The organism is Cellulomonas sp. SG140 (assembly GCF_025770785.1).
In the GTDB taxonomy this organism is placed as follows: domain Bacteria; phylum Actinomycetota; class Actinomycetes; order Actinomycetales; family Cellulomonadaceae; genus Cellulomonas.
In genome coordinates this window covers 168,695-190,524 of record NZ_JANZLA010000009.1, presented here as the reverse complement: position 1 = coordinate 190,524, position 21,830 = coordinate 168,695, and the positions used below count along the sequence as shown (strand labels likewise).

21 protein-coding genes, 1 tRNA gene and 2 pseudogenes are annotated in these 21,830 nt (G+C 73.8%); 6 read left to right on the top strand and 18 right to left on the bottom strand.

Annotated features, from left to right (window positions below; genetic code table 11):
• A pseudogene (locus N0B34_RS16075) lies at window positions 1-1,433 on the top strand (hypothetical protein); the annotation flags it as partial.
• A gap of 57 nt (window positions 1,434-1,490) precedes the next feature.
• Here the strand turns inward: N0B34_RS16075 and N0B34_RS16070 are convergent.
• Together N0B34_RS16070 and upp are read right to left on the bottom strand one after the other, a co-directional pair.
• Window positions 1,491-1,754 (bottom strand): hypothetical protein, encoded by a 264-nt coding sequence (locus tag N0B34_RS16070; protein WP_263732285.1) that lies wholly within the window; start codon window positions 1,752-1,754, stop codon window positions 1,491-1,493.
• Between the two features lie 262 nt (window positions 1,755-2,016).
• Entirely contained in the window at window positions 2,017-2,652 is a 636-nt protein-coding gene (gene upp, locus N0B34_RS16065; RefSeq protein ID WP_263732284.1) for a uracil phosphoribosyltransferase, read from the bottom strand.
• Window positions 2,653-2,683: 31 nt separating this feature from the next.
• Here upp and N0B34_RS16060 point away from each other — a divergent pair, with 31 nt between their 5' ends.
• Entirely contained in the window at window positions 2,684-3,184 is a 501-nt protein-coding gene (locus N0B34_RS16060; protein ID WP_263732283.1) for a nucleoside deaminase, read from the top strand.
• 37 nt (window positions 3,185-3,221) lie between these two features.
• Here the strand turns inward: N0B34_RS16060 and N0B34_RS16055 are convergent, their stop codons facing one another.
• Window positions 3,222-4,130 carry a Sir2 family NAD-dependent protein deacetylase gene (locus tag N0B34_RS16055; RefSeq protein WP_263732282.1) on the bottom strand — a complete coding sequence of 303 codons (909 nt, stop codon included), beginning with the start codon at window positions 4,128-4,130 and terminating at the stop codon, window positions 3,222-3,224.
• Window positions 4,131-4,200: 70 nt separating this feature from the next.
• Between N0B34_RS16055 and N0B34_RS16050 the strand changes: the two genes are divergently transcribed.
• Window positions 4,201-4,290 (top strand) — tRNA-Ser (locus tag N0B34_RS16050).
• 71 nt (window positions 4,291-4,361) lie between these two features.
• On the opposite strand, the gene N0B34_RS16045 is transcribed toward N0B34_RS16050, so the two are convergent.
• Window positions 4,362-5,474, bottom strand: a complete 1,113-nt coding sequence (locus tag N0B34_RS16045; RefSeq protein WP_263732281.1) for a hypothetical protein — start codon at window positions 5,472-5,474, stop codon at window positions 4,362-4,364.
• A gap of 250 nt (window positions 5,475-5,724) precedes the next feature.
• On the opposite strand from N0B34_RS16045, the gene N0B34_RS16040 reads away from it, so the two are divergent.
• Complete coding sequence (locus N0B34_RS16040) at window positions 5,725-6,174, top strand: MarR family winged helix-turn-helix transcriptional regulator (protein ID WP_263732280.1); 450 nt, start codon at window positions 5,725-5,727, stop codon at window positions 6,172-6,174.
• 31 nt (window positions 6,175-6,205) lie between these two features.
• Window positions 6,206-6,628: an organic hydroperoxide resistance protein gene (locus tag N0B34_RS16035; RefSeq protein WP_318529997.1), complete on the top strand. Its 423-nt coding sequence runs from the start codon at window positions 6,206-6,208 to the stop codon at window positions 6,626-6,628.
• A gap of 51 nt (window positions 6,629-6,679) precedes the next feature.
• Here N0B34_RS16035 and N0B34_RS16030 read toward each other — a convergent pair whose 3' ends face one another.
• From N0B34_RS16030 to N0B34_RS16015, 4 genes are read right to left on the bottom strand one after another with little or no spacing between them, the layout of a single operon-like run.
• Window positions 6,680-7,726 (bottom strand): sensor histidine kinase, encoded by a 1,047-nt coding sequence (locus N0B34_RS16030; RefSeq protein WP_263732278.1) that lies wholly within the window; start codon window positions 7,724-7,726, stop codon window positions 6,680-6,682.
• Window positions 7,723-8,388: a response regulator transcription factor gene (locus N0B34_RS16025; RefSeq protein ID WP_263732277.1), complete on the bottom strand. Its 666-nt coding sequence runs from the start codon at window positions 8,386-8,388 to the stop codon at window positions 7,723-7,725. The genes N0B34_RS16030 and N0B34_RS16025 overlap by 4 nt, the downstream gene beginning before the upstream one ends.
• Window positions 8,389-8,391: 3 nt before the next feature.
• The gene (locus N0B34_RS16020; protein WP_263732276.1) at window positions 8,392-9,081 is read right to left on the bottom strand and encodes a DedA family protein; all 690 of its coding nucleotides are present in this window, start codon (window positions 9,079-9,081) and stop codon (window positions 8,392-8,394) included.
• Window positions 9,078-9,785, bottom strand: a complete 708-nt coding sequence (locus tag N0B34_RS16015) for a phosphatase PAP2 family protein (RefSeq protein ID WP_263732275.1) — start codon at window positions 9,783-9,785, stop codon at window positions 9,078-9,080. The genes N0B34_RS16020 and N0B34_RS16015 overlap by 4 nt, the downstream gene beginning before the upstream one ends.
• Window positions 9,786-9,902: 117 nt before the next feature.
• Here N0B34_RS16015 and N0B34_RS16010 point away from each other — a divergent pair, with 117 nt between their 5' ends.
• Window positions 9,903-11,096, top strand: coding sequence for an alkaline phosphatase family protein (locus tag N0B34_RS16010; protein ID WP_263732274.1), 1,194 nt, complete (start codon window positions 9,903-9,905; stop codon window positions 11,094-11,096).
• A gap of 10 nt (window positions 11,097-11,106) precedes the next feature.
• Here the strand turns inward: N0B34_RS16010 and N0B34_RS16005 are convergent, their stop codons facing one another.
• The 10 genes and pseudogenes from N0B34_RS16005 to N0B34_RS15960 all read right to left on the bottom strand — a co-directional run bounded on the left by N0B34_RS16005 (window position 11,107) and on the right by N0B34_RS15960 (window position 21,732).
• Entirely contained in the window at window positions 11,107-12,351 is a 1,245-nt protein-coding gene (locus tag N0B34_RS16005) for a type II toxin-antitoxin system HipA family toxin (RefSeq protein ID WP_263732273.1), read from the bottom strand.
• A complete protein-coding gene (locus N0B34_RS16000) occupies window positions 12,348-12,653 on the bottom strand; it encodes a helix-turn-helix domain-containing protein (protein ID WP_263732272.1) in 306 nt (101 codons plus the stop codon). Before N0B34_RS16000 ends, N0B34_RS16005 begins: the two co-directional genes overlap by 4 nt.
• Window positions 12,654-12,796: 143 nt before the next feature.
• Complete coding sequence (locus tag N0B34_RS15995; RefSeq protein WP_263732271.1) at window positions 12,797-13,642, bottom strand: class I SAM-dependent methyltransferase; 846 nt, start codon at window positions 13,640-13,642, stop codon at window positions 12,797-12,799.
• Between the two features lie 55 nt (window positions 13,643-13,697).
• On the bottom strand, window positions 13,698-14,711 hold the full coding sequence (locus tag N0B34_RS15990; protein ID WP_263732270.1) for a zinc-dependent alcohol dehydrogenase family protein: 1,014 nt from the start codon (window positions 14,709-14,711) through the stop codon (window positions 13,698-13,700).
• A 37-nt stretch (window positions 14,712-14,748) separates the two neighbouring features.
• Window positions 14,749-16,185: an MATE family efflux transporter gene (locus N0B34_RS15985; RefSeq protein ID WP_263732269.1), complete on the bottom strand. Its 1,437-nt coding sequence runs from the start codon at window positions 16,183-16,185 to the stop codon at window positions 14,749-14,751.
• Window positions 16,186-16,377: 192 nt separating this feature from the next.
• A complete protein-coding gene (locus tag N0B34_RS15980; protein WP_263732268.1) occupies window positions 16,378-16,824 on the bottom strand; it encodes a MarR family winged helix-turn-helix transcriptional regulator in 447 nt (148 codons plus the stop codon).
• A gap of 188 nt (window positions 16,825-17,012) precedes the next feature.
• Window positions 17,013-17,333 carry a hypothetical protein gene (locus N0B34_RS15975; protein ID WP_263732267.1) on the bottom strand — a complete coding sequence of 107 codons (321 nt, stop codon included), beginning with the start codon at window positions 17,331-17,333 and terminating at the stop codon, window positions 17,013-17,015.
• 62 nt (window positions 17,334-17,395) lie between these two features.
• A pseudogene (locus tag N0B34_RS15970) lies at window positions 17,396-17,530 on the bottom strand (IS3 family transposase); the annotation flags it as partial.
• Window positions 17,531-17,663: 133 nt separating this feature from the next.
• Window positions 17,664-18,968 (bottom strand): DUF2254 domain-containing protein, encoded by a 1,305-nt coding sequence (locus N0B34_RS15965; RefSeq protein ID WP_263732266.1) that lies wholly within the window; start codon window positions 18,966-18,968, stop codon window positions 17,664-17,666.
• Window positions 18,969-19,032: 64 nt separating this feature from the next.
• Window positions 19,033-21,732 (bottom strand): helix-turn-helix transcriptional regulator, encoded by a 2,700-nt coding sequence (locus tag N0B34_RS15960; RefSeq protein ID WP_263732265.1) that lies wholly within the window; start codon window positions 21,730-21,732, stop codon window positions 19,033-19,035.
• Window positions 21,733-21,830 lie beyond the last annotated feature (98 nt).

Here is a 21,830-nt window from a genome sequence, read left to right as displayed (position 1 = left end):
GTGCCGCGGCGGGCGGTGCCGGTGGGGCCGGCGCGACCGGCGGAGCCGCCGCGGGCGAGCTGGCGGGTGGCGGTGCGACGGCGGGTGCGAGCGGCGCGGCCGGTGCGGCGACAGCCGGTGCGTTGACCACGGGTGCTGCGGGGGTCGGCGGTGCGCTCGCCGGCGTGGGCGGTCTGCTGGCCGGCATCCCGACGGCGCTGGTCGCGGGGATCGCCGCGGTCGCGGTGGTGGCTGCCGGTGTGGTCGGCGCCGTCCAGCTGCTCTCGTCCGACGCGTCCGGCAAGGGCACGGCCGTCTCGACGACGACGGCGTCGCCGTCGACCGGGACCACGGGCGACACCGCGTCGGACGGGGTGTCGGACGGCTCGGCGGCGACCGGGAGCACTCCGGCGGCGTCCTCCGACCCGACCTCGACCGCCGCGGCCGGCACGGGCACCGGCATCGCGGACCTGGTCGCGGGCGCGTCGGGCGGCTCGACCAGCTCCAGCGGCTCGACCACCTCGAGCACGACGACGTCCGACGTCTCGGGCACGTCCGGCACGTCGGACCCCGGGACGGGTCCGACGCCGACCACAGGCCCGGAACCGACCACCGACCCGGTACCGACAACCGACCCGACGCCGGCCCCGACGCCGGCGCTGCTCAGCGTGCAGGGTCCGGCCGGCTTCACGCTGACGGCCGGCACCACGGGGACGCTGGCGGTCGACGTGGTGAACACCGGCGGCTCGCCGGCGACCGGCCTCGTGGCGACCGTGACGCTGCCGGCCGGTGTGTCGCTGGCGGGTGTGGACACCGGCGCCCTGTCGCCCGTCACCGGCCGGTTCGCACCCCTGGCCGCTGTCGGCTGGCTGTGCGGCACCGCCGACGGGACGGTCGAGTGCAACCTCCAGCAGCTGCCCGGGCAGACGCAGCTGCGGCTGACGCTCACCGTCCAGGTCGACGAGGGGTACGGCGCCGGCGACGGCTCGCTCGCGTGGTCGGTCAGCGGCGCCGGGCTGGCGACGGTGTCCCGGAGCATGCCGCTGCACGTCGCTCCGTCGCCCGCGCACCTGGTGGCCGCCGGCCCCGTCCCGGATCTGTGGCTGGTCACGGGCCGCACCGCCGAGGTGGCCGTGCCGCTGCGGAACGCCGGCGGGACGGCGACCACGGCGGCCGCGCCCGCGGTGGTGGACGTCGTGCTGCCGCCGGGCGTCGCCTACAGCTCGGTGGCCGCCCCGTGGACGTGCACCCGGACCCCGGCCGGCGGCGGCACCACCGCCGTGCACTGCACCGACCCGAGTCTCGGGGCGCGAGCCGGCACCACGCTGGTGCTCGCCCTCCAGGGCAACCAGCCGGGCGTCGGCACCGTCTCGATGCAGCTCGGCCCTGCCGCGGGACACCCGGTCGGCGTGCTGGGCTTCCGCTGCGTCGTCGTGACCCCGTCGAACGCCTAGCCCGCGCCGACCTCACGGGCTCGCTCCGCGGACGCCGGACCGCCCTGGCGCTCGGACCTACCGGGTGCCGAGCGACAGGGTCGTGTAGGTCGCGGCCGCCGGCAGCAGCTCCTCGGCCATCTCCCGCAGCAGCTCCGCCACCTCGGCCAGCTCCGTCCCGCTGACGGCAGCCGACTCCTCGGACAGCAGCACGTGCAGCACCAGGCCGCGGCGCGCCTCTGGGGCCGGCGGCTCGGTGGCGGGGTCCGGCACGGCGCGCAGGGCGCGGAGCACCCGGGAGGTGGGCTGCTCGGGTGCGGACGGACGGGGGTGCGCGGACATGAGGGGTCTCCGGGGTGGGGTGAGGGTGGACGGGTGCGCGGTCAGCGCGAACACGTCTGCCAGCACGTCGATCGACGTACCGGAGCGGTACGTCGATAACGAGCCACCGGAGTCATGGCTCGATGCTCACACGGGCGCGCGGCGCCGACCAAGGGATATGCGCGGGCGTCTCAGGCAGCGGGCGTGACGGTGGTCACGTCCGTTGGCGCCGGTCGGCGCGTGAGCGGGCGGGGACGGCTGCGGACCGGCCGTCCGTCGGGTGTCAGACGATGCCGTAGAGCCGGTCGCCGGCGTCGCCGAGGCCCGGCACGATGTACGCCTTCTCGTTGAGCCGCTCGTCGACGGCGGCCACCACCACCTGCACGTCGGCGCGGTCGCCGACGTACTTCTCCACGGTGGCGAGCCCCTCGGGGGCGGCGATCAGGCAGACGGCCGTCACGTCGAGCGCACCGCGGTCGAACACGTACTGCATCGAGGCGACCAGGGTGCCGCCGGTCGCCAGCATCGGGTCGAGCAGGAACACCTGCCGGCCGGACAGGTCCTCCGGCAGCCGGTTGGCGTAGGTGATCGCCTCGAGCGTCTGCTCGTCGCGGCGCAGGCCGAGGAACCCGACCTCGGCGGTGGGCAGCAGCCGGGTCATGCCCTCGAGCATGCCGAGGCCGGCGCGCAGGATCGGGATGACGATCGGGCGGGGGTCGGCCAGCTTGGTGGCCGTGGTGCGCGCGACCGGGGTGGTGATCTCCACCTGCTCGGTGTGCACGTCCCGCGTCGCCTCGTACGCCAGCAGGGTCACCAGCTCGTCCACCAGCAGGCGGAACGTGGGCGACGGGGTCGCCTGGTCCCGCAGGATCGACAGCTTGTGGGCGACGAGCGGGTGGTCGGCGACGTGCAGGCGCATAGCCCAAGCCTAGGGGCGTCGCTGAGGCAGGATGACGGGCATGACGTCCCCCGAGGCCGGGCGGCCGGTGCAGCCGGTGGATGCGTGGGCGATGGGGATCGCGCTCGACGAGGCGCGGCGCGCGGTGCTGACCGGGGACGTGCCGGTGGGCGCCGTGGTGGTCGCACCGGGGGCGCACGTGGTCGGCTGGGGCCACAACCTGCGGGAGGACGAGCAGGACCCGACGGCGCACGCCGAGGTGGTGGCCCTGCGGGACGCGGCGGCGAACCTGGGGCGGTGGCGGCTGGACGACTGCACCCTCGTCGTCACTCTGGAGCCGTGCCTGATGTGCGCGGGGGCGGCGATCCTGGCGCGGGTTCCGCGGGTGGTGTTCGGCGCGTGGGACCCCAAGGCGGGGGCGGTCGGGTCGCAGTGGGACGTGCTGCGGGACCGGCGCGCGATGCACCACGTGGAGGTGGTGGGCGGCGTGCGGGCCGAGGAGTCAGCGGTGCTGCTGCAGCGGTTCTTCGAGGTGCAGCGCTCGCCGGAGTGAGGGGCGTCGGGTCGCCGGATCCGGTGGCTCCGGCGCCTCAGGCCGAGGGGCTCGGTGCGGTCGTCTCACCCGTCCTGCTCGCCGGGCGCGCCGCCGGGACCGGAAGCCGGCGGGCGAGCTCGGCCAACGTCTCCGACGTGCCCGCGTGCAGCGTGACGGCGGCGTAGCGGTCGCCGCGGGTCTCGCCGCGGTTGACGACGGCGATCGGCTTGTCCGCCGCGGCCGCGTGCCGCACGAACCGCAGCCCGGACTGCACGGCCAGCGACGAGCCGGCGACGAGCATCGCGTCCGCCTCGTCGACCAGGGCGAACGCCCGCTCCACCCGCTCGCGCGGCACTGTCTCGCCGAAGTAGACGATGTCCGGCTTGAGGATGCCGCCGCACGGGCCGGGCCCGCCCTCCGGGTCCGGCGCCCAGCAGTCCGCGACGACGAAGTGCTCGGTCTGCTGGACGACGGCGTCGGCGTCGGGCGCGATCTCGACGTCGGCCACCTCGGTGACGCTCTCGACGAAGCCCGGGTTCAGCTCGTCGAGCCGGTCCGCCACCTGCTGGCGCGTGTAACGGGTGCCGCAGCGCAGGCAGACGACGCGGTCGTAGCTGCCGTGCAGGTCGATCACCGTCTGCGAGCCGGCCTGCCGGTGCAGCAGGTCGACGTTCTGGGTGATGACGCCGTTGACGATCCCGCGCCGCTCGAGGTCGACCAGCGCGTGGTGGCCGGCGTTCGGCTCGGTGCGGTGCACGTGCCGCCAGCCGACCTGGTTCCGCGCCCAGTAGTGCCGCCGGAACCGTGGGTCGCCGACGAACTGCTGGTACGTCATCGGGTTGCGTGGCGGGGAGTCCGGACCGCGGTAGTCGGGGATGCCCGAGTCCGTGGACACGCCCGCGCCGGTGAGGACGACCAGGCGGTGGCCGGCCAGCACGTCGATCAGCTCGGTGAGGGTGCCCATGGCGTCCACGGTAGGTCGGCGCCGGGCGGATTCGGCGGCGGGCGGCGCCTCGGGTACCCTGCTCCCGCGAGGTAGCGTGTCCGAGCGGCCAAAGGAGCACGCCTCGAAAGCGTGTGTGGGTGAAAGTCCACCGTGGGTTCGAATCCCACCGCTACCGCCATCGCGCGAACGGCCCTGACAGCGGCGCTGCCGCAGGTCAGGGCCGTTCCTACGTCCAGGTCTGGCAGGCGATCAGGCCGCTCCAGAGCTGATCGCCCATGTGCCGTTCCGGGGCTGGAGCTCCAGCACCACGGCGTAGGTCGCGGTCACCGCCTCGTCCCTGGGCGGGTCGCCGGACCAGTACGGCGTGGCCGTGTAGGTGGCGGTGGCGTGGCCGGCCACGACGGCGCGCAGCGCAACCGGGTTCGCGGTGGCGAACGTGTACTGGACCTGGGGGGCGTCGCTCATCTGCCAGTGGACGTTGCTCACCAGTGCCGGCTGCCACGCGGTGACGGCGCAGACCGGTACGTCCAGGGTCGTCGCGGACCAGCACCTGTCGTTGAGGTACGCCAGCACCTGCCCGTCCGCGGACTTCCTGCCCTCGTCGGTCAGCGAGTACGCCAGCCCGGCAGGGTCGGCGCTGCTGTCCTTCCAGGTGGTCGTTCCGTCGGGGTGGACGGTCACCGTCTGGGTCGTCGACGTGATCAGACTCTTCTGCTCGTCGGTCACCGGCAGCGTGATGGTGTAGGTCCCCGGCAAGAACCCCAGGAAGAGATCCTTGCTGCTGGAGTACGTGTCTCCGTTGACGACGAAGGAATCGACGCCGAGCGGCACGACCCCCGAGATCTCGACGTCGTTGGGCTTCGTGTAGACCAAGGTCCAATGAGGGAGCAGGCCGTAGCGATGGCCCGATGCCTCGACCAGGAACGTCTGGTCGTACGTGCCACCCGCCTGCTGCCAGGAGACCCGCACCCTCTTCGAGGTCGTGGTCCCGGTGACCTCGACCACGTGACCGCCGCTCGGGTGGTCGCCGGCCTTGGCCCATTCGGAGTTGCTCAGCCGGTCGGAGTCGTCGAGACCAGGCAGAAGCCGCGCCGCGCCGGCAGCGTCACCGCGTTCCATGGCGGCGACGTACTCCCGGACCGGCGCGTCCGGGGTGAAGACGGTCGCCGACAGCACGGACCGTGCGATCAGGACGACGGCTCCGACAGCTGCGAGGGAACCGAGGGCGAAGGCGACCCGCCGAACGAGCTTCCTCCTCGCGGCAGCGACGCCCGCAGGGGACGGTTCCTTCGCCTCGGCGGTGGGCGATTCCTTCACGTCGGTGGTGGGCGGTGCCGGGTCGGCGACGTCGGACGTGGACATGGATCCTCCTGGTGCAGCGAAGCCTGTGGTCGGAGGCCCTGGTCTATCCAGCCAGTTCGTCCTCGGTCGCGGTCAGGGAGTTGTCCACAGGCGGAGGGTCGCGAACGTCGGTGCTCGTGCACATCACGGGTGCTGCGGCCCTGGGCTGTTGGGCCCGAATGTGGGGAAGCTCCCGATCCTCAGCGCGCGGTGCGGCACGGCGCCGGGGTCGTCGGTTGTGCACAACTCGATTGTGTGCAACTGTTCTGCCATGACCGCGCTGGACCGGATGGTGTGCTTCTCGCTGTACTCGGCGAGCCGCGCCACGACGCAGGCCTACCGGCGCCTGCTGGAGCCGTGGGGGCTCACCTACCCGCAGTACCTGGTGCTGGTCGAGCTGTGGACGCAGGGGCCGCGGTCCGTGCGGCAGCTCGGCGACGACCTGGCCCTGGACTCCGGCACCCTCTCGCCCCTGCTGCGTCGGATGGAGACGGCCGGCATCGTCACCCGCTCGCGGGATCAGGCCGACGGGCGCGTCGTCACCGTCGACCTCACCGCCCGCGGGCACGAGCTGCGGACGGAGATGGCGGACGTGCCGGCGCAGGTCGCGCAGTGCATGAGCCTGACCGTCGAGTCCGCCCGCGAGCTGCTCGACTCCCTGCACCGGCTGACCGGCAGCGTGCAGGCCTCCAACGCGGATGCGGCCACTGTCGCGTCCTGACCCCTCAGAACATCAACGGAAGGTGAACGTCATGGAGATCCTCTACACGGCCGAGGCCCTGGCCACCGGCGACGGTCGCAACGGCCACGTCGCCACGATGGACGGGCTGCTCGACGCCGACGTGCGCGTGCCCAAGGACATGGGTGGCGAGGGCGGCGCGCTCAACCCCGAGCTGCTGTTCGCGTCCGGCTACGCCGCCTGCTTCCACAGCGCCCTGCTGTCGGTGGCGCGTACCCAGAAGGTCGCGCTGCACGACACCAGCGTCGGCGCGCGCGTCGGCATCGGCCGCAACGGGCAGGGCGGGTTCGGGCTGGCCGTCGAGCTCGAGGTGGTCATCCCCGACCTCGACCGTGGCCAGGCGCGGGCGCTCGTCGAGGCCGCGCACCAGGTGTGCCCCTACTCCAACGCCACCCGCGGCAACGTCGAGGTCACCCTCAAGGTCGTCGAGGACTGACGTCGGGCGCTGCCCGGGGCCGATCGCGCCCGACGGGACGTGGACGCAAGGTCAGGCGACGGGCAGCAGGAGTCGGATGGTGGTGCCGGCCTCGGGACCGGTGGTCGGCACCACCGCGACCGAGCCGCCGTGGTGGGCGACCGTCTCCCGCACGGGGAACAGGCCCAGCGCCGGTGCCGGCCGGAGAGCGGACCCCGGCCTGGTCGCCCCGGACGACGGGGGGCGGTGGGCGAAGCGGTCGAACAGCCGGGCCGCCTCGGCAGCACTCAGCGCCGGGCCGTCGTCGTGCACGTCGACGGCGGCGAAGCGACCGGTCCGCGCGACTGTGACCCTGACCGTGCCACCCGCGGGAGAGTGCCGGAGGGCGTTCTCGAGGAGGGCGAGCAGGCACTGGCGCAGCGCGGCGGTGGGGATGCGGACCGCGAGAGGCTCCGCGACGGAGTCGACCACGACGCCGAGCGGTGCGACGCTCGTCGAGGACCGGGCGGCGAGGACCGCGTCCTCGAGCACGGCGTGGACGTCGGTGCGCCCGTCGGGCGCGGGGCCGATCGCCGAGGCGGTCGGGACCTCGGGTGGTGCGGTCGGGCCGTCGGACGCGGCCAGCAGGTCGTTGACGATGCGGATCAGGTCCTGCGCGTCGTCGGTCAGCTCGCGGACCAGGGGTGCAGCCTCCGAGTCCGGACCCACCCGGCGGGACAGCAGCTGGATGCGGGCGTGCAGCACCGTCAGCGGGGTGCGGAGCTCGTGGCTGGCGTCGGCGACGAACCGGCGCTGCCGGTCGAAGGCGTCCTCCAGCGGCCGGACGGCACGGCGGGCGATGAACAGCGTGGCCACGCCGGCGATCACCACGGCGGCGCCGCCGACCAGCGCGAGACCGAGCAGCACGTGGCCGGCGTCGATGGACAGCGTCAGGTCGCCCGGCTTGGGCGGCTCCCGGCGTTCGGCGGGGGTCGACTGCAGCCACAGGTAGAGCGCGGTGACGGTGAGCACGCCCGCAACCAGGACCGCTGCGGTGACGGCGACCGCCACGCCGATGGACACCACCGAGGTGCGCATCGCCCGGCGGGCGTCCACGGACAGCCGAGGGCGGTCGCTCACGGGCGCCCCAGTCGGTAGCCCCGACCGCGCACGGTGTCGATGAGGTCGCGGTCCGTCTTGCGCCGCAGGTAGTGCACGTACGCGTCGACCGTGCCCTCGGCCTCGCCGTGCGGGAACACCGCCGTGAGGATCTGGGTGCGGCTGAAGACCCGGTCCGGCTCGGCCGCGAGCATCGCGAGGAGGGCGTCCTCGCGGACGGTCAGCAGGATCCGGCCCTCGTACGGGGAGTGGATCTCGCCGGAGCCGGGCCGGTAGGTCCACCCGCCGAGCTGCTGCTGCGGGCCGGTGTGGTCGCGGGTGAGCGCGCGGAGGCGGGCGAGCAGCTCGTCGAGCTCGAACGGCTTGACGACGTAGTCGTCGGCACCCGCGTCGAGGCCGGCAACCGTGTCCGCCGTCGTCCCCAGCGCCGTCAGCAGCAGCACCGGAGTGGCGACGTGCTGGGCGCGGAGCCGGCGCACCACCTCCAGGCCGTCGAGGGTGGGCACCCGGCGGTCGAGCACCAGCAGGTCGAACTCACCGGTCAACGCGCGTTCCAGGGCGACGGCGCCGTCGGCGACGAGCGTCACGTCGTAGACCTCCGACAGCAGCTCGGCGACCACGGGTGCGAGGCGCGGATCGTCCTCGAGGAGCAGCAGGGACAGGCGGCGGGTGGGCGCCGTCATGGCTCAGGCGTCCCGGTCGGCGTCCACCAGCTCACGGTCCTGATTCTGGCCGCGTCGGCGCAGACCCGTGACCACCAGGGGCAGGACGGAGACGACCACCACGACGATCGCGAGCAGGTCGATGTTCTTGGCGACGAACGGGATGCCGCCCAGCAGCAGGGCGACGAGAGTCAGGCCGACCACCCAGAGGAGCGCGCCGGTGACGTTCCAGACGACGAACCGCCGGTACCGCAGCCGCGCGGTGCCCGCGACCAGCGGCACGTAGGTCCGCACGATCGGCACGAACCGCGCCAGCACCAGGGACACGGGTCCGTATCGGTCGAAGAACCGCTCGGCCTCCGCCAGCCGGGCGGTGGTCAGCACGCGGGCGTCGTCGCGGAAGAACCGGCGCCCGAACCGGTGGCCCAGCCAGTAGCCGGTCTGGTCACCCGCCACCGCGGCGGCCAGCGCGACGCCGGCGATCGCCCACGGTGACAGCCCGAGCTGGGCGCGCAGCAGCACCGCAGTGAGGATCAGGGAGTCGCCCGGCAGGAAGGGGAACAGCACCCCGGACTCGACGAAGATCATCACCGCGATGCCGACCAGCGCCCACGGGCCGAGGGCGTGCAGCAGCGGCTCGGGGGAGATCGAGAGGCCTGTGGTGAGTCCGGTCGACACACCTCCGGACAGGCCTGCGACCAGGGACGAGATCACGCGCGGTCTCCTTCACGGGCGGCGGGGGTGTCGAGGCGCACCACGGACAGCAGGCGCTGGGCCGGCTTCGTCGTGACCAGGACGGACACGAGCGTGAACGCGGACGCCGCGTAGACGACGGCCGCGACGACGTCGAGCGGGTAGTGCGCGCCCAGGTAGACCCGGGACGCGGCGACGACGACCGCCAGCAGCACGCCGACCGGCACCCAGAGGCGGCTGCGACGGGGGCCGAGCAGCGCGAGGGCCGTCAGCACCAGCACCGCCGCCACCGTCGTGTGCCCGCTCGGGTAGCCGAAGCTCGTGTCCACCGGGGGCGGCGAGGCGAGCAGGGCGACGTCCGGGCGCGGCCGGTGCACCAGGATCTTGAGCACGATCCCGCCCGCGAGGGTCAGGCCGGCGACGCCGAGCAGGACCACGGCCCGGCGCACCCCCACCCGGCGGGCACCCACCGCGCACAGCACGACGAGCAGCCCTAGCCCGACGGGCGGCGAGGCCAACGTGCCGATCGCCGCCGTGACCGCGTCGAGTGCCGGTGCGTGGTGCTCGGAGAGCCACTGGACGACGCTCAGCTCGCTCGCGGTCCACCCCTGCAGCGGTGCGACCAGCAGCCCCACCAGCAGCACGACGACGAGCCCCGCGCCGGCCGCTGCGAGTCGTCCGGCGTCCGGGCCGGTGGTGCGGGTGCTGCTGATGCTGCTCGTCACGGGGTGCGCCTTCCTGCAGGTTCCCCGTCAGCCTCGTAGGCCGCCGCCAAGAAACCGCCAAGGGCTGCGGCGCCGACCCCGGGTGCGGACCGTGGCGGTGGGGGCGACACTGCCGACGTGCCCGACTCGACGCAGGCTGCATCCGGTCACCGTGTCGTCGTCTTCCTGCAGGAGAACAAGACGACGGACTTCTACTTCGCCTCGATGGCGGCCTGGGGCGCCGCCGTCGCGACCGGCCCGCTGCTCGCGGCTCCGCCCGACCACGACCAGCCGCACGACCGCAACGCGTGGGTGCACTACGCGATGGGCGACTACCCGGCGGTCGCCGCGCAGGTGGACACCGATGCGGTGATCCCGTACTACGCGTGGCTGGCCAAGACGTTCGTGTTCGCCGACCACCACTTCGGCTCGGGGTCGAACTCGACGCCCGGGCACATGCTGGCGATCGGCGGGCAGATGCCGACGCTGAAGAACCCGCCGTTCGTCGGCCCGTCGCCGGTGTGGGACCTGCCGTCGATCTTCACCGTGGCGGACAAGGCCGGGGTGTCGTGGGGAGCGTTCCCCGACGAGCACGGGTACCCGGCGAAGTTCTACACGTCGCTGACCAGCGCACCCGGGCAGACCCACGTGCACCACCCCAACGAGTTCGTGCCGATGGCGACGGGCGGTGAGCTGCCGCAGGTCTGCTACGTCTGGAGCCCGGCGGGGTACGACGAGCACCCGCCGGCGACCCCGCAGCCGGACTACGTCACCCGCGGGCAGAACCTGGTGTGGTCGCGCGTGCAGGCCGTGATCGACGGCGGCGGGTGGGACGACACCACGTTCATCCTCACTTGGGACGACTGGGGCGGGTACGCGGACCACGTGAAGACGCCGTCGATCGAGACGGTGCCGGACGCGCTGCACCCGGACGGGTTCCAGGCGATCGGCGGGTCGCGGATCCCGCTGGTGATGTTCGGCGGGCGGGTGACGCAGGCGGTCGACACCGCCTGGCACTCCCACGCCAGCATCCCGAAGACGATCATCGACCTGCTCGGTCTGCCGCCGATGGGCGTGCCGCGCGTCGACTCGGCGCCGAGCATGGCGGGGCTGGTGGACCTGGGTGCTGCGCCTCGGCCGGTGCCGCCGGCGCCGGGGACGACGATCCAGCAGCCGACGCCGCCCGCCCATCCGTCGGTGCCGGCGACGGCGCCGTGGCCGGGACCGCTGGGCGTGCCGATGCCGGCGCTGGTGACGCTCGACGGGTCCACGGTCCCGGCGCCGACGGACGGCGTCGTCCGGCCCAAGCCACCCAAGGCGCCGGCCGCCTGAAGGTGGCCCGTCAGAGGTTGTGAACCTGGTCCAAGGCGGCGAACGCCGGGGACATCTCCTCGATCTGCGCAGGTGCGAGCCACGCCGCGGCGCACGAGCGCCAGGTGCTGACCGCGTCGGCCACCTCTCGGACAACCCCGGCGGCGGCCGCAGGGGACAGGCGGAACAGCGGTGCGACCGACATCGCCAGCTCGAGGCTCGCGGAGGTGTCCGAGGTGTCGATGGCGGTGGACAGGTCCTTGGGGCCTGGGGCCGGGTCGGGGTTGAGGTCGAACGCGGGTGCCAGGTTCCACGCGGTGCCGCCGGCGTGCAGGAAGCCGTGGTTGCGGAGGTGGTCGTCGGTGTTGGAGACGAGGACGTTGAAGACGATGCGCCGCCAGAGCTGCGCGAGGTCGGCGGTCGCCCGGGAGGACGTCTGCTCGACGACCTCGGCGATCTCCAGGTAGCTGCGCTGGTCCCCGTCGACAGCCTCGAGGGCCGTCATCGCCGAGATGTACCCCACCCGTCTCCCCGACGGCGTGCGGTCGAAACGGTCCACGACCAGCACGTGCCGCCCGGCGAGCTCGAGCAGCTGGGAGTCCGGCACCGTGATGCCTGCTGCTCGGGCCAGGTCCAGGGCGACCTTCTCCCATGCCATGACGTTCCAGGTGTCGTTCGCCGCCGAGGGGAACTTCGCGATCGCCACCCGCCCGTCCGCCGCGCGCACGTGGGCCTTCGGTCGGGCTCCGCCGAGCGAGCTGCCCACCCGCAGCAGCCGCCTGAGGTCCGGCAGCGACACGTCGTCGCTCTCGACCGCGTCCGCCAGCCGCAGCAGCTCGGGCAGATCGGTCAGGGCGGGGACGCCGGCCTCGTCCGTCGCGAGGAACGGGCCGTCGCCGGTGCGGAACCGGAGCGCTCCCTGGCGCAGGTCGTCGCGGACGCCGAGGAGGTAGTCGATCTCACCGAGCGCTCGTGCGGCGGTCCCGGCCTCGCGCGCGGTCCGCGCCTGCGCTCTCGTGATCAGCATGCGTCCCCATCTGTCGGGGGCGCAGTCCGCGAACGCGCCGAACATCGCGTGCCCGACGGGTGTCTGCGACGGGGCAGCGCTCAGCGGCAGCGCGGGGTCGAGCTGGTACGCCCCGCTCCTGGTCAGGTACTCCTGGGCGTAGGCGAACGTCGCGGACTCGAACCGCCGGCGTCGGTGGCTGTACAGCGTGCCGGCCTCGACGTCGCCGTCGGGCATGGCGACGTGCACCTGGACGACGAGGTCGCTCACCGCTGCTCCTTGCGTCGTACCCGTGCGGGCAGGGCCTGCCCCGCACGGAGCCGACCGACGTCGGTCGACATGGGATCCACGGAGGCGATGACCTGATCGAGGATGCCGAGCGCACGGGCGACCCGCAGCAGGTTCTCCACGGTCCCGCCCTGACCGTGCTCGAGGCGCTGCAGCGTGCTGACGCTCACGCCCGCGCGGTCGGCAGCCTCAGCGACGGTCAGCTCTCGCAGGCGACGCCAGGTCCCGATCGACTGACCAATCTCGTTCATCGCGCGCATGACGGCGATCGGCGACGTCGCCATGGCACACCTACCCAAAAGGTCAGAACTGAACGTTTAACCGCGCTAACAGCGCTATTCTGACTGATTAGAAGGCGCGTGTACAGCGGTCCACCGCGTCGCCGCGAGGCATCGTGCATGGACCGGGGCGGGGCCGAGGCGGCACCTCACTCGCGGCTCCCGACCAGCAGGTAGGACCTGGTCGTCGGGTCGGCGCCGCCGTCCCAACCGGCCGGCACGGGGGCCAGCCGGCCGAAGTTGGCGCCGGGCTGCCCGACGTCCAGCACCGAGCGTGGCTGCCAGCCGGTCGCCGTGAGCAGGCCGTCCGGATCGTCGGTGCAGAACGGCAGCGGGACGCCCGTCGCCGTGCGGTGCTCCACGAGCGGACGCATCGCCGGCAGCCGCAGCAGGCCGGTCCCGAACGCGTCCGCCCCGAGCACCGCCCGACCCGTGGACAGGTGCGCAGCGCCGACGAGCAGCGACTGGACCTGCGGTGACGGCAGGTAGAACAGCACGCCCTCGACGATCCACACGGTGGCCGCCGCCGGGTCGAAGCCGGCGTCGAGCAACCGATCGGGCCAGTCGTCGCCCAGGTCCGCCGGCACCGTCCGCCGTCCGCAGCGCGCGGTCACCCCGTCCAGGACCTCCGCCTTCGCGGCCAGGACCTCCGGGTGGTCCAGCTCGTACACAGTCCAGGCCGGCGGCAGGTCCAGCCGGAACGCCCGGGTGTCCAACCCGGCGCCCAGCAGCACCACCTGGTGTGGGCCCGCCGGCCAGTCCTGCACCGCTGAGCCGATCAGGTCGTCGAAGAACCGGGTGCGCACCGGAAGGAACTCGTTGGGCTGCCCGCCCTGCTCGCGCGCCGCCAGCATGGCGAAGCCGTCGTCACCGGCCAGGGTCGCCGCCCACGGGTCGTCGAACAGCCGGTCCGCACGAGCCGACTCCCGCGCGCGTGACGCCGCGATCCAGCGTGCCGTCCCGGTGATCTGCCGACGTGCCTGCGCCCCTGACACGCCGGCGACCCTACTGGCGCCGACTGGGTGGACGTCGCGGCCCGAGCCGACCGGGTCAGGGCCGGAGGAGGACCTTGATGGCGCGGCGCTCGTCCATCGCCTTGTAAGCCTCGGACACCTCGGCGAGCGGCAGGGTCAGGTCGAACACCTTGCCCGGGTCGATGACGCGGGTCAGCACCAGGTCGAGCAGGTGGGGCAGGTAGGCGCGGACCGGGGCCGGGCCGCCGCGGAAGCCCTTGTTCTGCCAGAACAGCTGGTCGGTGGGGACGTCGCCGTGGGGCAGGCCGACCACGCCGATCATCGCGCCGGGGCGGGCGACGGCCACCGCCTGGAGACGGGCGTCCGCGGTGCCGACGCACTCGAGCACCGCGTCGGCGCCGATGCCGTCGGTCAGCTCCCGGACCCGGGCAGCGCCCTCGTCACCACGCTCGGCGACGACGTGCGTGGCGCCGAACTCCTTCGCGAGCTGCTGGCGGTCGGCGTGGCGGCTCATCGCGATGATCGTCGTCGCGCCGAGCTGCGCCGCCGCGAGCACGCCGCACAGACCCACCGCACCATCGCCGACCACGGCCACGCTCGACCCCGGCTGCACGTCCGCGCAGACGGCGGCGTGCCAGCCGGTGCCCATCACGTCGGAGAGCGCCAGCAGGCTGGGGATGAGGTCGGCCTCCGGCTGACCGGGGGTGGCCAGCAGGGTGCCGTCGGCGTTGGGGATGCGGATGCGCTCGGCCTGGCAGCCGTCGTACCCGCCGCCGTGCAGGCAGTTGGCCTGCATGTCCTTGCGGCAGACGGCGCACGTGTTGTCGCTGTGCAGGAAGCCGCCGACGACGAAGTCGCCCGGCTTGACCGTCGTGACCGCGGAGCCGACCTCCTCGACCACGCCGACGTACTCGTGGCCGATGGGCTTGGGCTGCGGCACGGGCGCCAGCCCGCGGAACCGCCACAGGTCCGACCCGCACACGCAGGCCGCGACCGTGCGGACCACCGCATCGGTCGGCTCGACGACGACGGGATCGGGGCGCTCCTCGAAGCGCACGTCGCCGGCTCCATGGATGATCGCTCCGCGCATGGGTCCATCCGACACCATCGGCCACCCGCCCGGCACGTCAGGCCTCGATGCCGGCCGGTGCCGCGACGGTCAGCGCGTCCTGCGGCGGGGCATCGGCCGGGGTCCGGGTGCTGGTGCGGTGGGCGGTGACCAGGGCGGCCGCGACGACGAAGCACAGGACCTCCGTGATGGGCATCGCCCAGACGACGCCCGTCAGGCCGAGAACGGCACGGGCGGCGAGGAGCACCGGGACGAACAGCACGCCCTGCGTCACCGACATCACGGTGGCCGGCACCGCCTGACCGGTGGACTGGAACAGCGTGGTGGCCAGGCCGGTGAAGCCGTTGAACAGGGCGGCGACCAGCATGGCCGTCAGCACCGAGAGGCCGGTGGTCAGCACGGTCGGGTCGGCGCTGAACAGGGTGAGCACCCGCTCGCGCAGCACGAACACCGGCAGGGTGAACACCAGCACGCACCCGGCGACCCAGGCGGCGGAGTGCAGCAGGGCGGACCGCAGCCGGGCGGTGTCCCGGGCGCCGAACGCAGTGGCCAGCAGCGGCATCGCGCCGAGGGCGACACCCATCGCCAGCATCTCCGGCAGCTGCACGATCCGCTGCGCGACGCCGAACGCCGCCAGCACACCGTCGCCGTACCGGGCCGCCACGTTGTTGAACACCACGGCGCTGACGGTGAGGAACCCGCTCATCAGCAGCTCGGAGACGCCGACGCCGAACACCTCGCGGGCCGTCGGACCGTCCGGCCGGAACCAGCGCAGGCCGATGCGCAGCTCCGGGGAGCGGCGGTGCAGGTGGACGGCGAACCAGGCGACGGTGACGACGTTGGAGCCGACGATCGCCAGCGCTGCACCCGTCACGTCCCACCGCAGCACCAGGATCAGCAGCACGTCGAGGCCGAGGTTGACCAGGGTGGAGACGACGATGCCGACCATCGACACCCGCGTCGCACCCTCGGCGCGCACCAGCTGCTCGATGGCGAACGCGACGGCCAGCACCGGGGTGCCGGCCAGCAGGACGGCGACGTAGTCGGCGGTCGGCGCGAACGCGTCGCCGGTGGCGCCGAGCAGGTGGGTCAGCGGGTGCAGCGCCAGCAGGCCGGCGATCCCGACGACGAGGCCGGCCAGAGCCGCGCCCCAGACGGTGAAGGCGGAGAGACGCCGGATGCGGGTGCGCAGGTCTGCCGCGGTGGCGCCGGTGCCGTCGTCCAGCGCCTGCAGCTCGCCCAGGAGCCGGGCGACCGCGGTGCTGCCTCCGGTGCCGAACACGCCGCCGACGGCCATCACCACCGCGGTCAGCGGGAGGCCGAACGTGACGGCGGCGAGCAGGGCGGTGGAGTGCAGGGAGCCGATGAAGCCCGCGTTGATCGCGCCGTAGACGACGCCGACGGTGGTGGCGGCCATCATCGGCAGCGCGAGGTGGGCGAGCGCCCGGCTCATGGGCGCGCGGCGCAGGTAGTAGGTGTCGTCGTGCGTGGTCATGGGTCCTCCTGGGGTGCGGGTGGGGACGGGTCGGAGCGGCGGGGCGCACGAGGGCGTGCGGGAGCGCCGCGGGGCGGTGGTGGGGTGGCGGGGCGCGGTCGCGCAGCCCGGTTCAGGGCGTGCGGGACCGGACGGCCGGCGGGTGCCGGTCGGTCAGGTGGCTGCAGTCAGGCGGCTGCGATCAGGTGGCGGTCAGCCCGCCAGGTGCCGGTCGAGCTTGGTCAGCAGGGCGACGAGCGTGCGTCTCTCGTCGGGATCGAGCACGTCGAGCTGGCGCTCGCCGCTGGCCCAGACGTTGGCCTCGAAGCGTTTGACCAGGTCACGGGCCTTCGGGGTGACGTGCAGGGTCTTGCGGCGGGCGTCCGCCGGGTCGGTGCGGCGCTCGATCCAGCCGTCCCGCTCCAGCGTGCCGAGCAGGGCGGACACCGTCGCCGGCCGGGTGCCGGTGACGTCGGCGATGTCCTTCTGGATGAGCCCTCGGCCCTCGCTCGCCTCGATGAAGCCCACGGTGCGGGCCTGCAGCGGGGTGAGACCGCCGAGGTCGGCGGAGTCGAAGGCGTCGCCCATCGCCTGGCGCATCCGGCTGGAGATCCGGCCGATCAGCTCGGCGACGGACGGCTCGGGACGGCTGCTGCTCATGACCGGAACAGTAGATGGTGAGAAACCAAACAGTCAAGAACCGAACTGTTTCCGGGCCGGCGCCGGTCGAGGCGTTGCACTGCCCCGCGTCATGACCCGGAAGGGGCGATGGCAACGAGCGGGGAGGCACCTGGCTGCTGCGGCGCGGGTTGCCGTCGACGAGAGTTGCCACCCCTCCGGCTGCAAAGTCACGGGTGCGTGACCACCCAGAACCCGATGACCGCGACGACGACCGTCAAGATCGTTCCGACCCCGAGGCGCACAGAAGTGCGGTACGTCCAGCGGACCAGCCAGAACGGGAGGGCGACGAGGAGCCCGGCCAGCAGGGCGAGTAGCCCGACGGCGATCGGCGAACCCCGGTCCCCCCACCTGCACTGGGTGATGCCGCACCACTCGAATGACGCCAAGCCCACCGCGAGCAGAGCGCTTACGACGCTGAGTGGAACCGCCCAGATCAGGTGCAGTGCACCACGATGCGGTGTCCGGCTTCCCGGCCAGTTCACGCTCATGCCGCCCCCTGACGCACGCTGACCGCTCCGGAGGTCCTGACGCATCCCCCGGTGAAAGCATGCCGTTTGTCGGTGCGTTCGATCCAGAAGACGATCGCAGGGTGCAGCTTGTGGCGGGTAGCCCAGCGGCGACGGTCCAGGATGTGCTTCTGCAGCAGCGCCTTCCAGGACTCCATCGCGGCGTTGTCACCAGCCGACGCAGCAGCAGTGCTTGCCCTCGCCGGTGGGGCGCTCGGTGATGTCGGTGGCTCGTCGGCCAGGAACCCGTAGCCGAACTCCGGGTCGTCACCGTGCGAGGCGCCCGACGGCTCTGGCTCCTGAGGGGTCGGGCTACTCCGCGGTGGCGCGGTAGGTCTCGATGCGGCGCAGCAGCGCCTGCTCCGCGAGGCGGACCGGCTCGGCGTCGGCCGGCTGGTGCACCGCCCGCTCGGCGTCGTCGGCGATCAGTCGCGCCTGGTCCGCGATGTCGTGCAGCCGGGCCCAGTCGGTGCGGGCCACCGTCGCGCACGTGTCGAGCAGGCGCAGCAGGGCCAGCGACACCGTGGGCTCGGCAGCGCCGTACCGGCGCACCAGCCCGCACATCGTCGCGAGGTACTCGCCGAAGCGGCGGCTGGGGACCACCACCACGCAGTCGCCGGCGCGGGCCACCCGCGGGCCGAGGGGGCGGGCGGCCATCGCGGCGAAGATCACGGCCATGTGGTCCACCGCCTGGATGGCGGTGTACGGGTCGTTCACCGCGGGGGACAGGGCCTTGCACGCGACGTCCACCAGCTGGCGGATGCCGATCGCGGCGTCCTGCTGGCGGGTGCGCTCGAAGCCGATGCCGACGGCGTCGTCGAGCGCGTGCTCGAAGGGGTGCGGGTCCGGGACGGCGTCGTCGGCCGTCGGCCCCCAGACCAGTGCGAGCGGGGTGCCCGGCACCACGTGCTCGCCCACGCGACGCACCAGAGCGATGCTCACGCCGTGCTCGCGGGCCAGGGGCAGCAGCTGCTCCGGATGGGCCGTCACCACGTAGCCGCTGGTCCGGGCGGCCACCGGGACGGCCCACGGCGGCGCGGCCGGCGGCACCAGCTCGATGTCGGTCGGCAGCCGGGAGACGAGGTCCAGGGCGTCCCGCTCGACGCGGCGCATGATCGCGTCCACCTGGATCGAGTGCGAGAGGTGGTCGGCGAAGTACGCGACCGAGGCGATGCTGGCGAACAGCAGCGCCAGCGCGCCGGTGACCGCCAGGCGCGGGAACGTCTCAGGATCCGTGCCGACGCCCACGGTGAGCAGCCCGGCGGCGCTGTAGGCGAAGGTCGCCATGAACACCGACAGGACCACCTGGTTGGGCCGGTCCCGCAGGAAGTTGCGCAGCAGCCGGGGGCTGAACTGGGTGGACGAGAGCTGCAGCGCGACGATCGACAGGCCCAGCACCAGGGCGATCACCGTGACCACCGTGCCGGTGATGGTGATCAGCAGCGTCCGGGCGTCGGCCGACGAGCCGCGGAACGCGACGGTGGCGAGGAACGAGCCCGGCGCCGGGACCACGCGGGACAGGCCGAACCCGACGAGCAGGGCGAGGTTGCCGGCGACGAACGGCAGCACCCACAGGGCGGCGTTGACGTACTCCCACGCGGCCTCGCGTCGCCTCACGGCGCCAGCGTGCTCCTGCCCGGACCGGCGCGCACGTGTCGCCGCGGGTGGTTCGGCGCCTCGGTCAGTCGCGCAGGTCGCGCAGCTGCGCGCGGCTGGTGACGCCCAGCTTGGCGAACACCCGCGACAGGTGGCTGTCGACCGTGCGGACCGAGAGGGTGAGCCGGTCGGCGATCGCCCGGCTGCTCAGACCGGCCGCGGCCAGCCCGGCGATCTCGCGCTCGCGGGCGGTCAGCCGGGCCGACGGGCGGACCGACGGCAGCCAGAGCCCCCGAGAGTTGAGGTCGCGCGAGGCGACGGCCACCAGCTCGCCGTCCCCGGCGACGACGGCGACGGCGTGGGCCACGAGCGCCGCGGCGCGTGAGCCGGAGACGAGGTCGCCCACCTGCTGCAGCCGCACCAGCACCGCCGCGTCCGTGGGGTCCGTGGTGCCCTGGAGATGGTTGGCGAGGAGCACCCGGTGCAGGGCCTCCAGCTCCGTGCGGCGCAGCCCGCGCTCGGCGCACCAGCGGGCGAGTGCCAGAGCCTCCGCCCGGACGGTCGGCTGCTGCAGCCACAGGCCGGCGTCGACGAGCATCAGCCGCAGGTCCGACTCGACCATGGCCGACGCGCGGTGCGGCGCACGACGGGCCACCTCCATCAGCTGCAGCGCGGTGGACCGGTCGCCGAGGGCGGCCGCGGAGACGGCGCCGGCCGCGGCCGCGAACTCGGTGAGCCCGTACGGGTCGAGGACGCCGAGCGTGGCGGCCGCCGCGCGGTGCTCGGCCATCGCGTCGCTCCACAGCCCGCGCGCGGCGGCGATGAGGCCCCGGCCGGTGCTGTCCGTCGAGTACTTGGTGGCGTACCCCCAGTCACCGCCCGGCGGGACGGCGGCGATCCGCTCGGCGGCGGCCACGTCACCCGCCCACAGGTGCACCAGGAACAGCGCGGCCAGGATGTTCGAGCCGAGCCAGGGGTGCTCCCGCTCGTGCACCTCCGCCGCGCGCAGGCTGCGCGAGCCGAGCGCGATCGCCTCGCTGATCCGGCCGGTCTGCGCGAGGCCGAAGACGGCCGGCGCCGCCAGGGCCAGCACGCTCGGCGACCGGTAGCCGGCGGCCTTGAGGGCCGCCAGCGACGGCTCGATGCTCTCCGCGAAGCGTCCGCCGGTGCCCAGGCGCACCAGCCGCCGCACGGCGAGGGCGGAGCGCAGCGCGGCGTCGTCGTCCTCGCCGAGCTCGTCGAGGAACTGGTCGATCAGGTCCAGCGACTCGTCGGAGTCGTCGTCGTGGAACTGGTGCAGGTCGGCCGTCTGCTCCGCGAGGCGGATCTGCCGCAGGCGGTGGTCGGTGCCGGTGTCGTCCTTCGCCAGCCGCTCGGAGGCCTCGAGCAGGTCCGCGGCGGACCGCTCGGGTGCGCCGACCAGCCGCCAGGCCTCCGCGCGCAGCAGCAGCACGTCGACCCGCGGTCCCGGGCCGCCCACCGTCTGGCGCAGCGCGGCGCTGCCCACCTGGACGGCCGCCTCGGGACGGCTCAGCAGGATCGCCGCGCGCATCGCGCGCAGCAGCCGCTCGCCGCTCTGGTGCACGTCGCACTCGAGCGCCCACAGCACGGACCGCAGGAGGGCCGCGGGGGACTCGTGGTCGGACCGGAAGCCGGACCGCGCGGTGCGGACCAGGGCGAACAGCTGACGACGACGGTCGTGGGGGACGAGCGCGCGCACCGCGTCGGCGAAGGCGGGCGGGGTCAGCCGCACCGTCGGTGAGAGCGGCTGGTCCAGGGCGCTGGGACCCGGATGAGCCGGAGCGGTGCCGCGCACGACGAGACCGCGGTGGGCCAGGTCGTCGAGCACCGCGCCGTCGACCAGCCCGTCGAGGGCCGTCACCGGCACCGGCTCGGCCAGCGCCACCAGCTCCAGCGCGTCCCGCGTCGGGCCGTCCAATCGCTCGAGGTCCCGGGCGACGGTGTCGAGCACCCGCTGACCCGGCTCGGCGCCGATCAGCCCCACCCACACGCCGTGCCGCTCCACCAGGGCGCCGCAGGCCACCTCGTGCCGCACCAGCTCGCGCACGTGGAACGGGTTGCCCAGGGTGTGCAGCCAGATCCGCCGGCCGGTCTCGCCGGTGACCGGCCCGCCGAGCGCCGTCTCCACCAGCGCCTGCGTCTGTGCGGGGTCGAGGGCGCCGAGGTCGACCCGCTCGGCGATGCCGTCCTTCCACAGCTGTGACCAGGGCGAGGAGGGCGTGCCGCGCAGCGTGGCGAGCACGCGCACCTCACCGTCGCGCACCAGCGACGCGAGCGCCTCGGCCGCCGCCCGGTCGAGCAGGTGGGCGTCCTCGACGCGCAGCAGCACGGGCTCGGTGACGTCGTGGTGCACCCGCACGACGTGGCCGACCGGTGCGGCTGGACGCTCCGCAGGACCGGCGGCCGACCGGTTCCGCAGCGTCGCCAGGACGCCGCTGTCGTCGTGCCCGCCGACGGTGAGGACGACGGGTTCGACGTGCTGTACCTGCGCCGGGACCAGCGCCACGGCGGCGGCCTGCTCCGCTGCGGCACGCCGGTCCGCGCCCCACTCGCCCAGCACGGAGTCGAGCAGGTGCGTCTTGCCCACGCCGGCGTCGCCGACGAGCAGCACGCTGCGGGACTCCGCGAGCGCCGCCAGCACGGCACGGCGGGGTCCGGGGCGGTCGACCGAGGGCCACGGGCGTACCGCCGCGGGGCCGAACGCGGGTACGGACGCCGGTGCGAGGCGGATGCCGGAGGTCGCTCTCTCCGCGAGCTCGCTCATCGGCGTTCCTCGTCTCGGCGCAGGGCAGACATCGCCAGCCGCTGGGGGTCCGCTTCCCGGACCGTGTGGTTTCAACCGGGTTCTCGGCCTGATCCGCC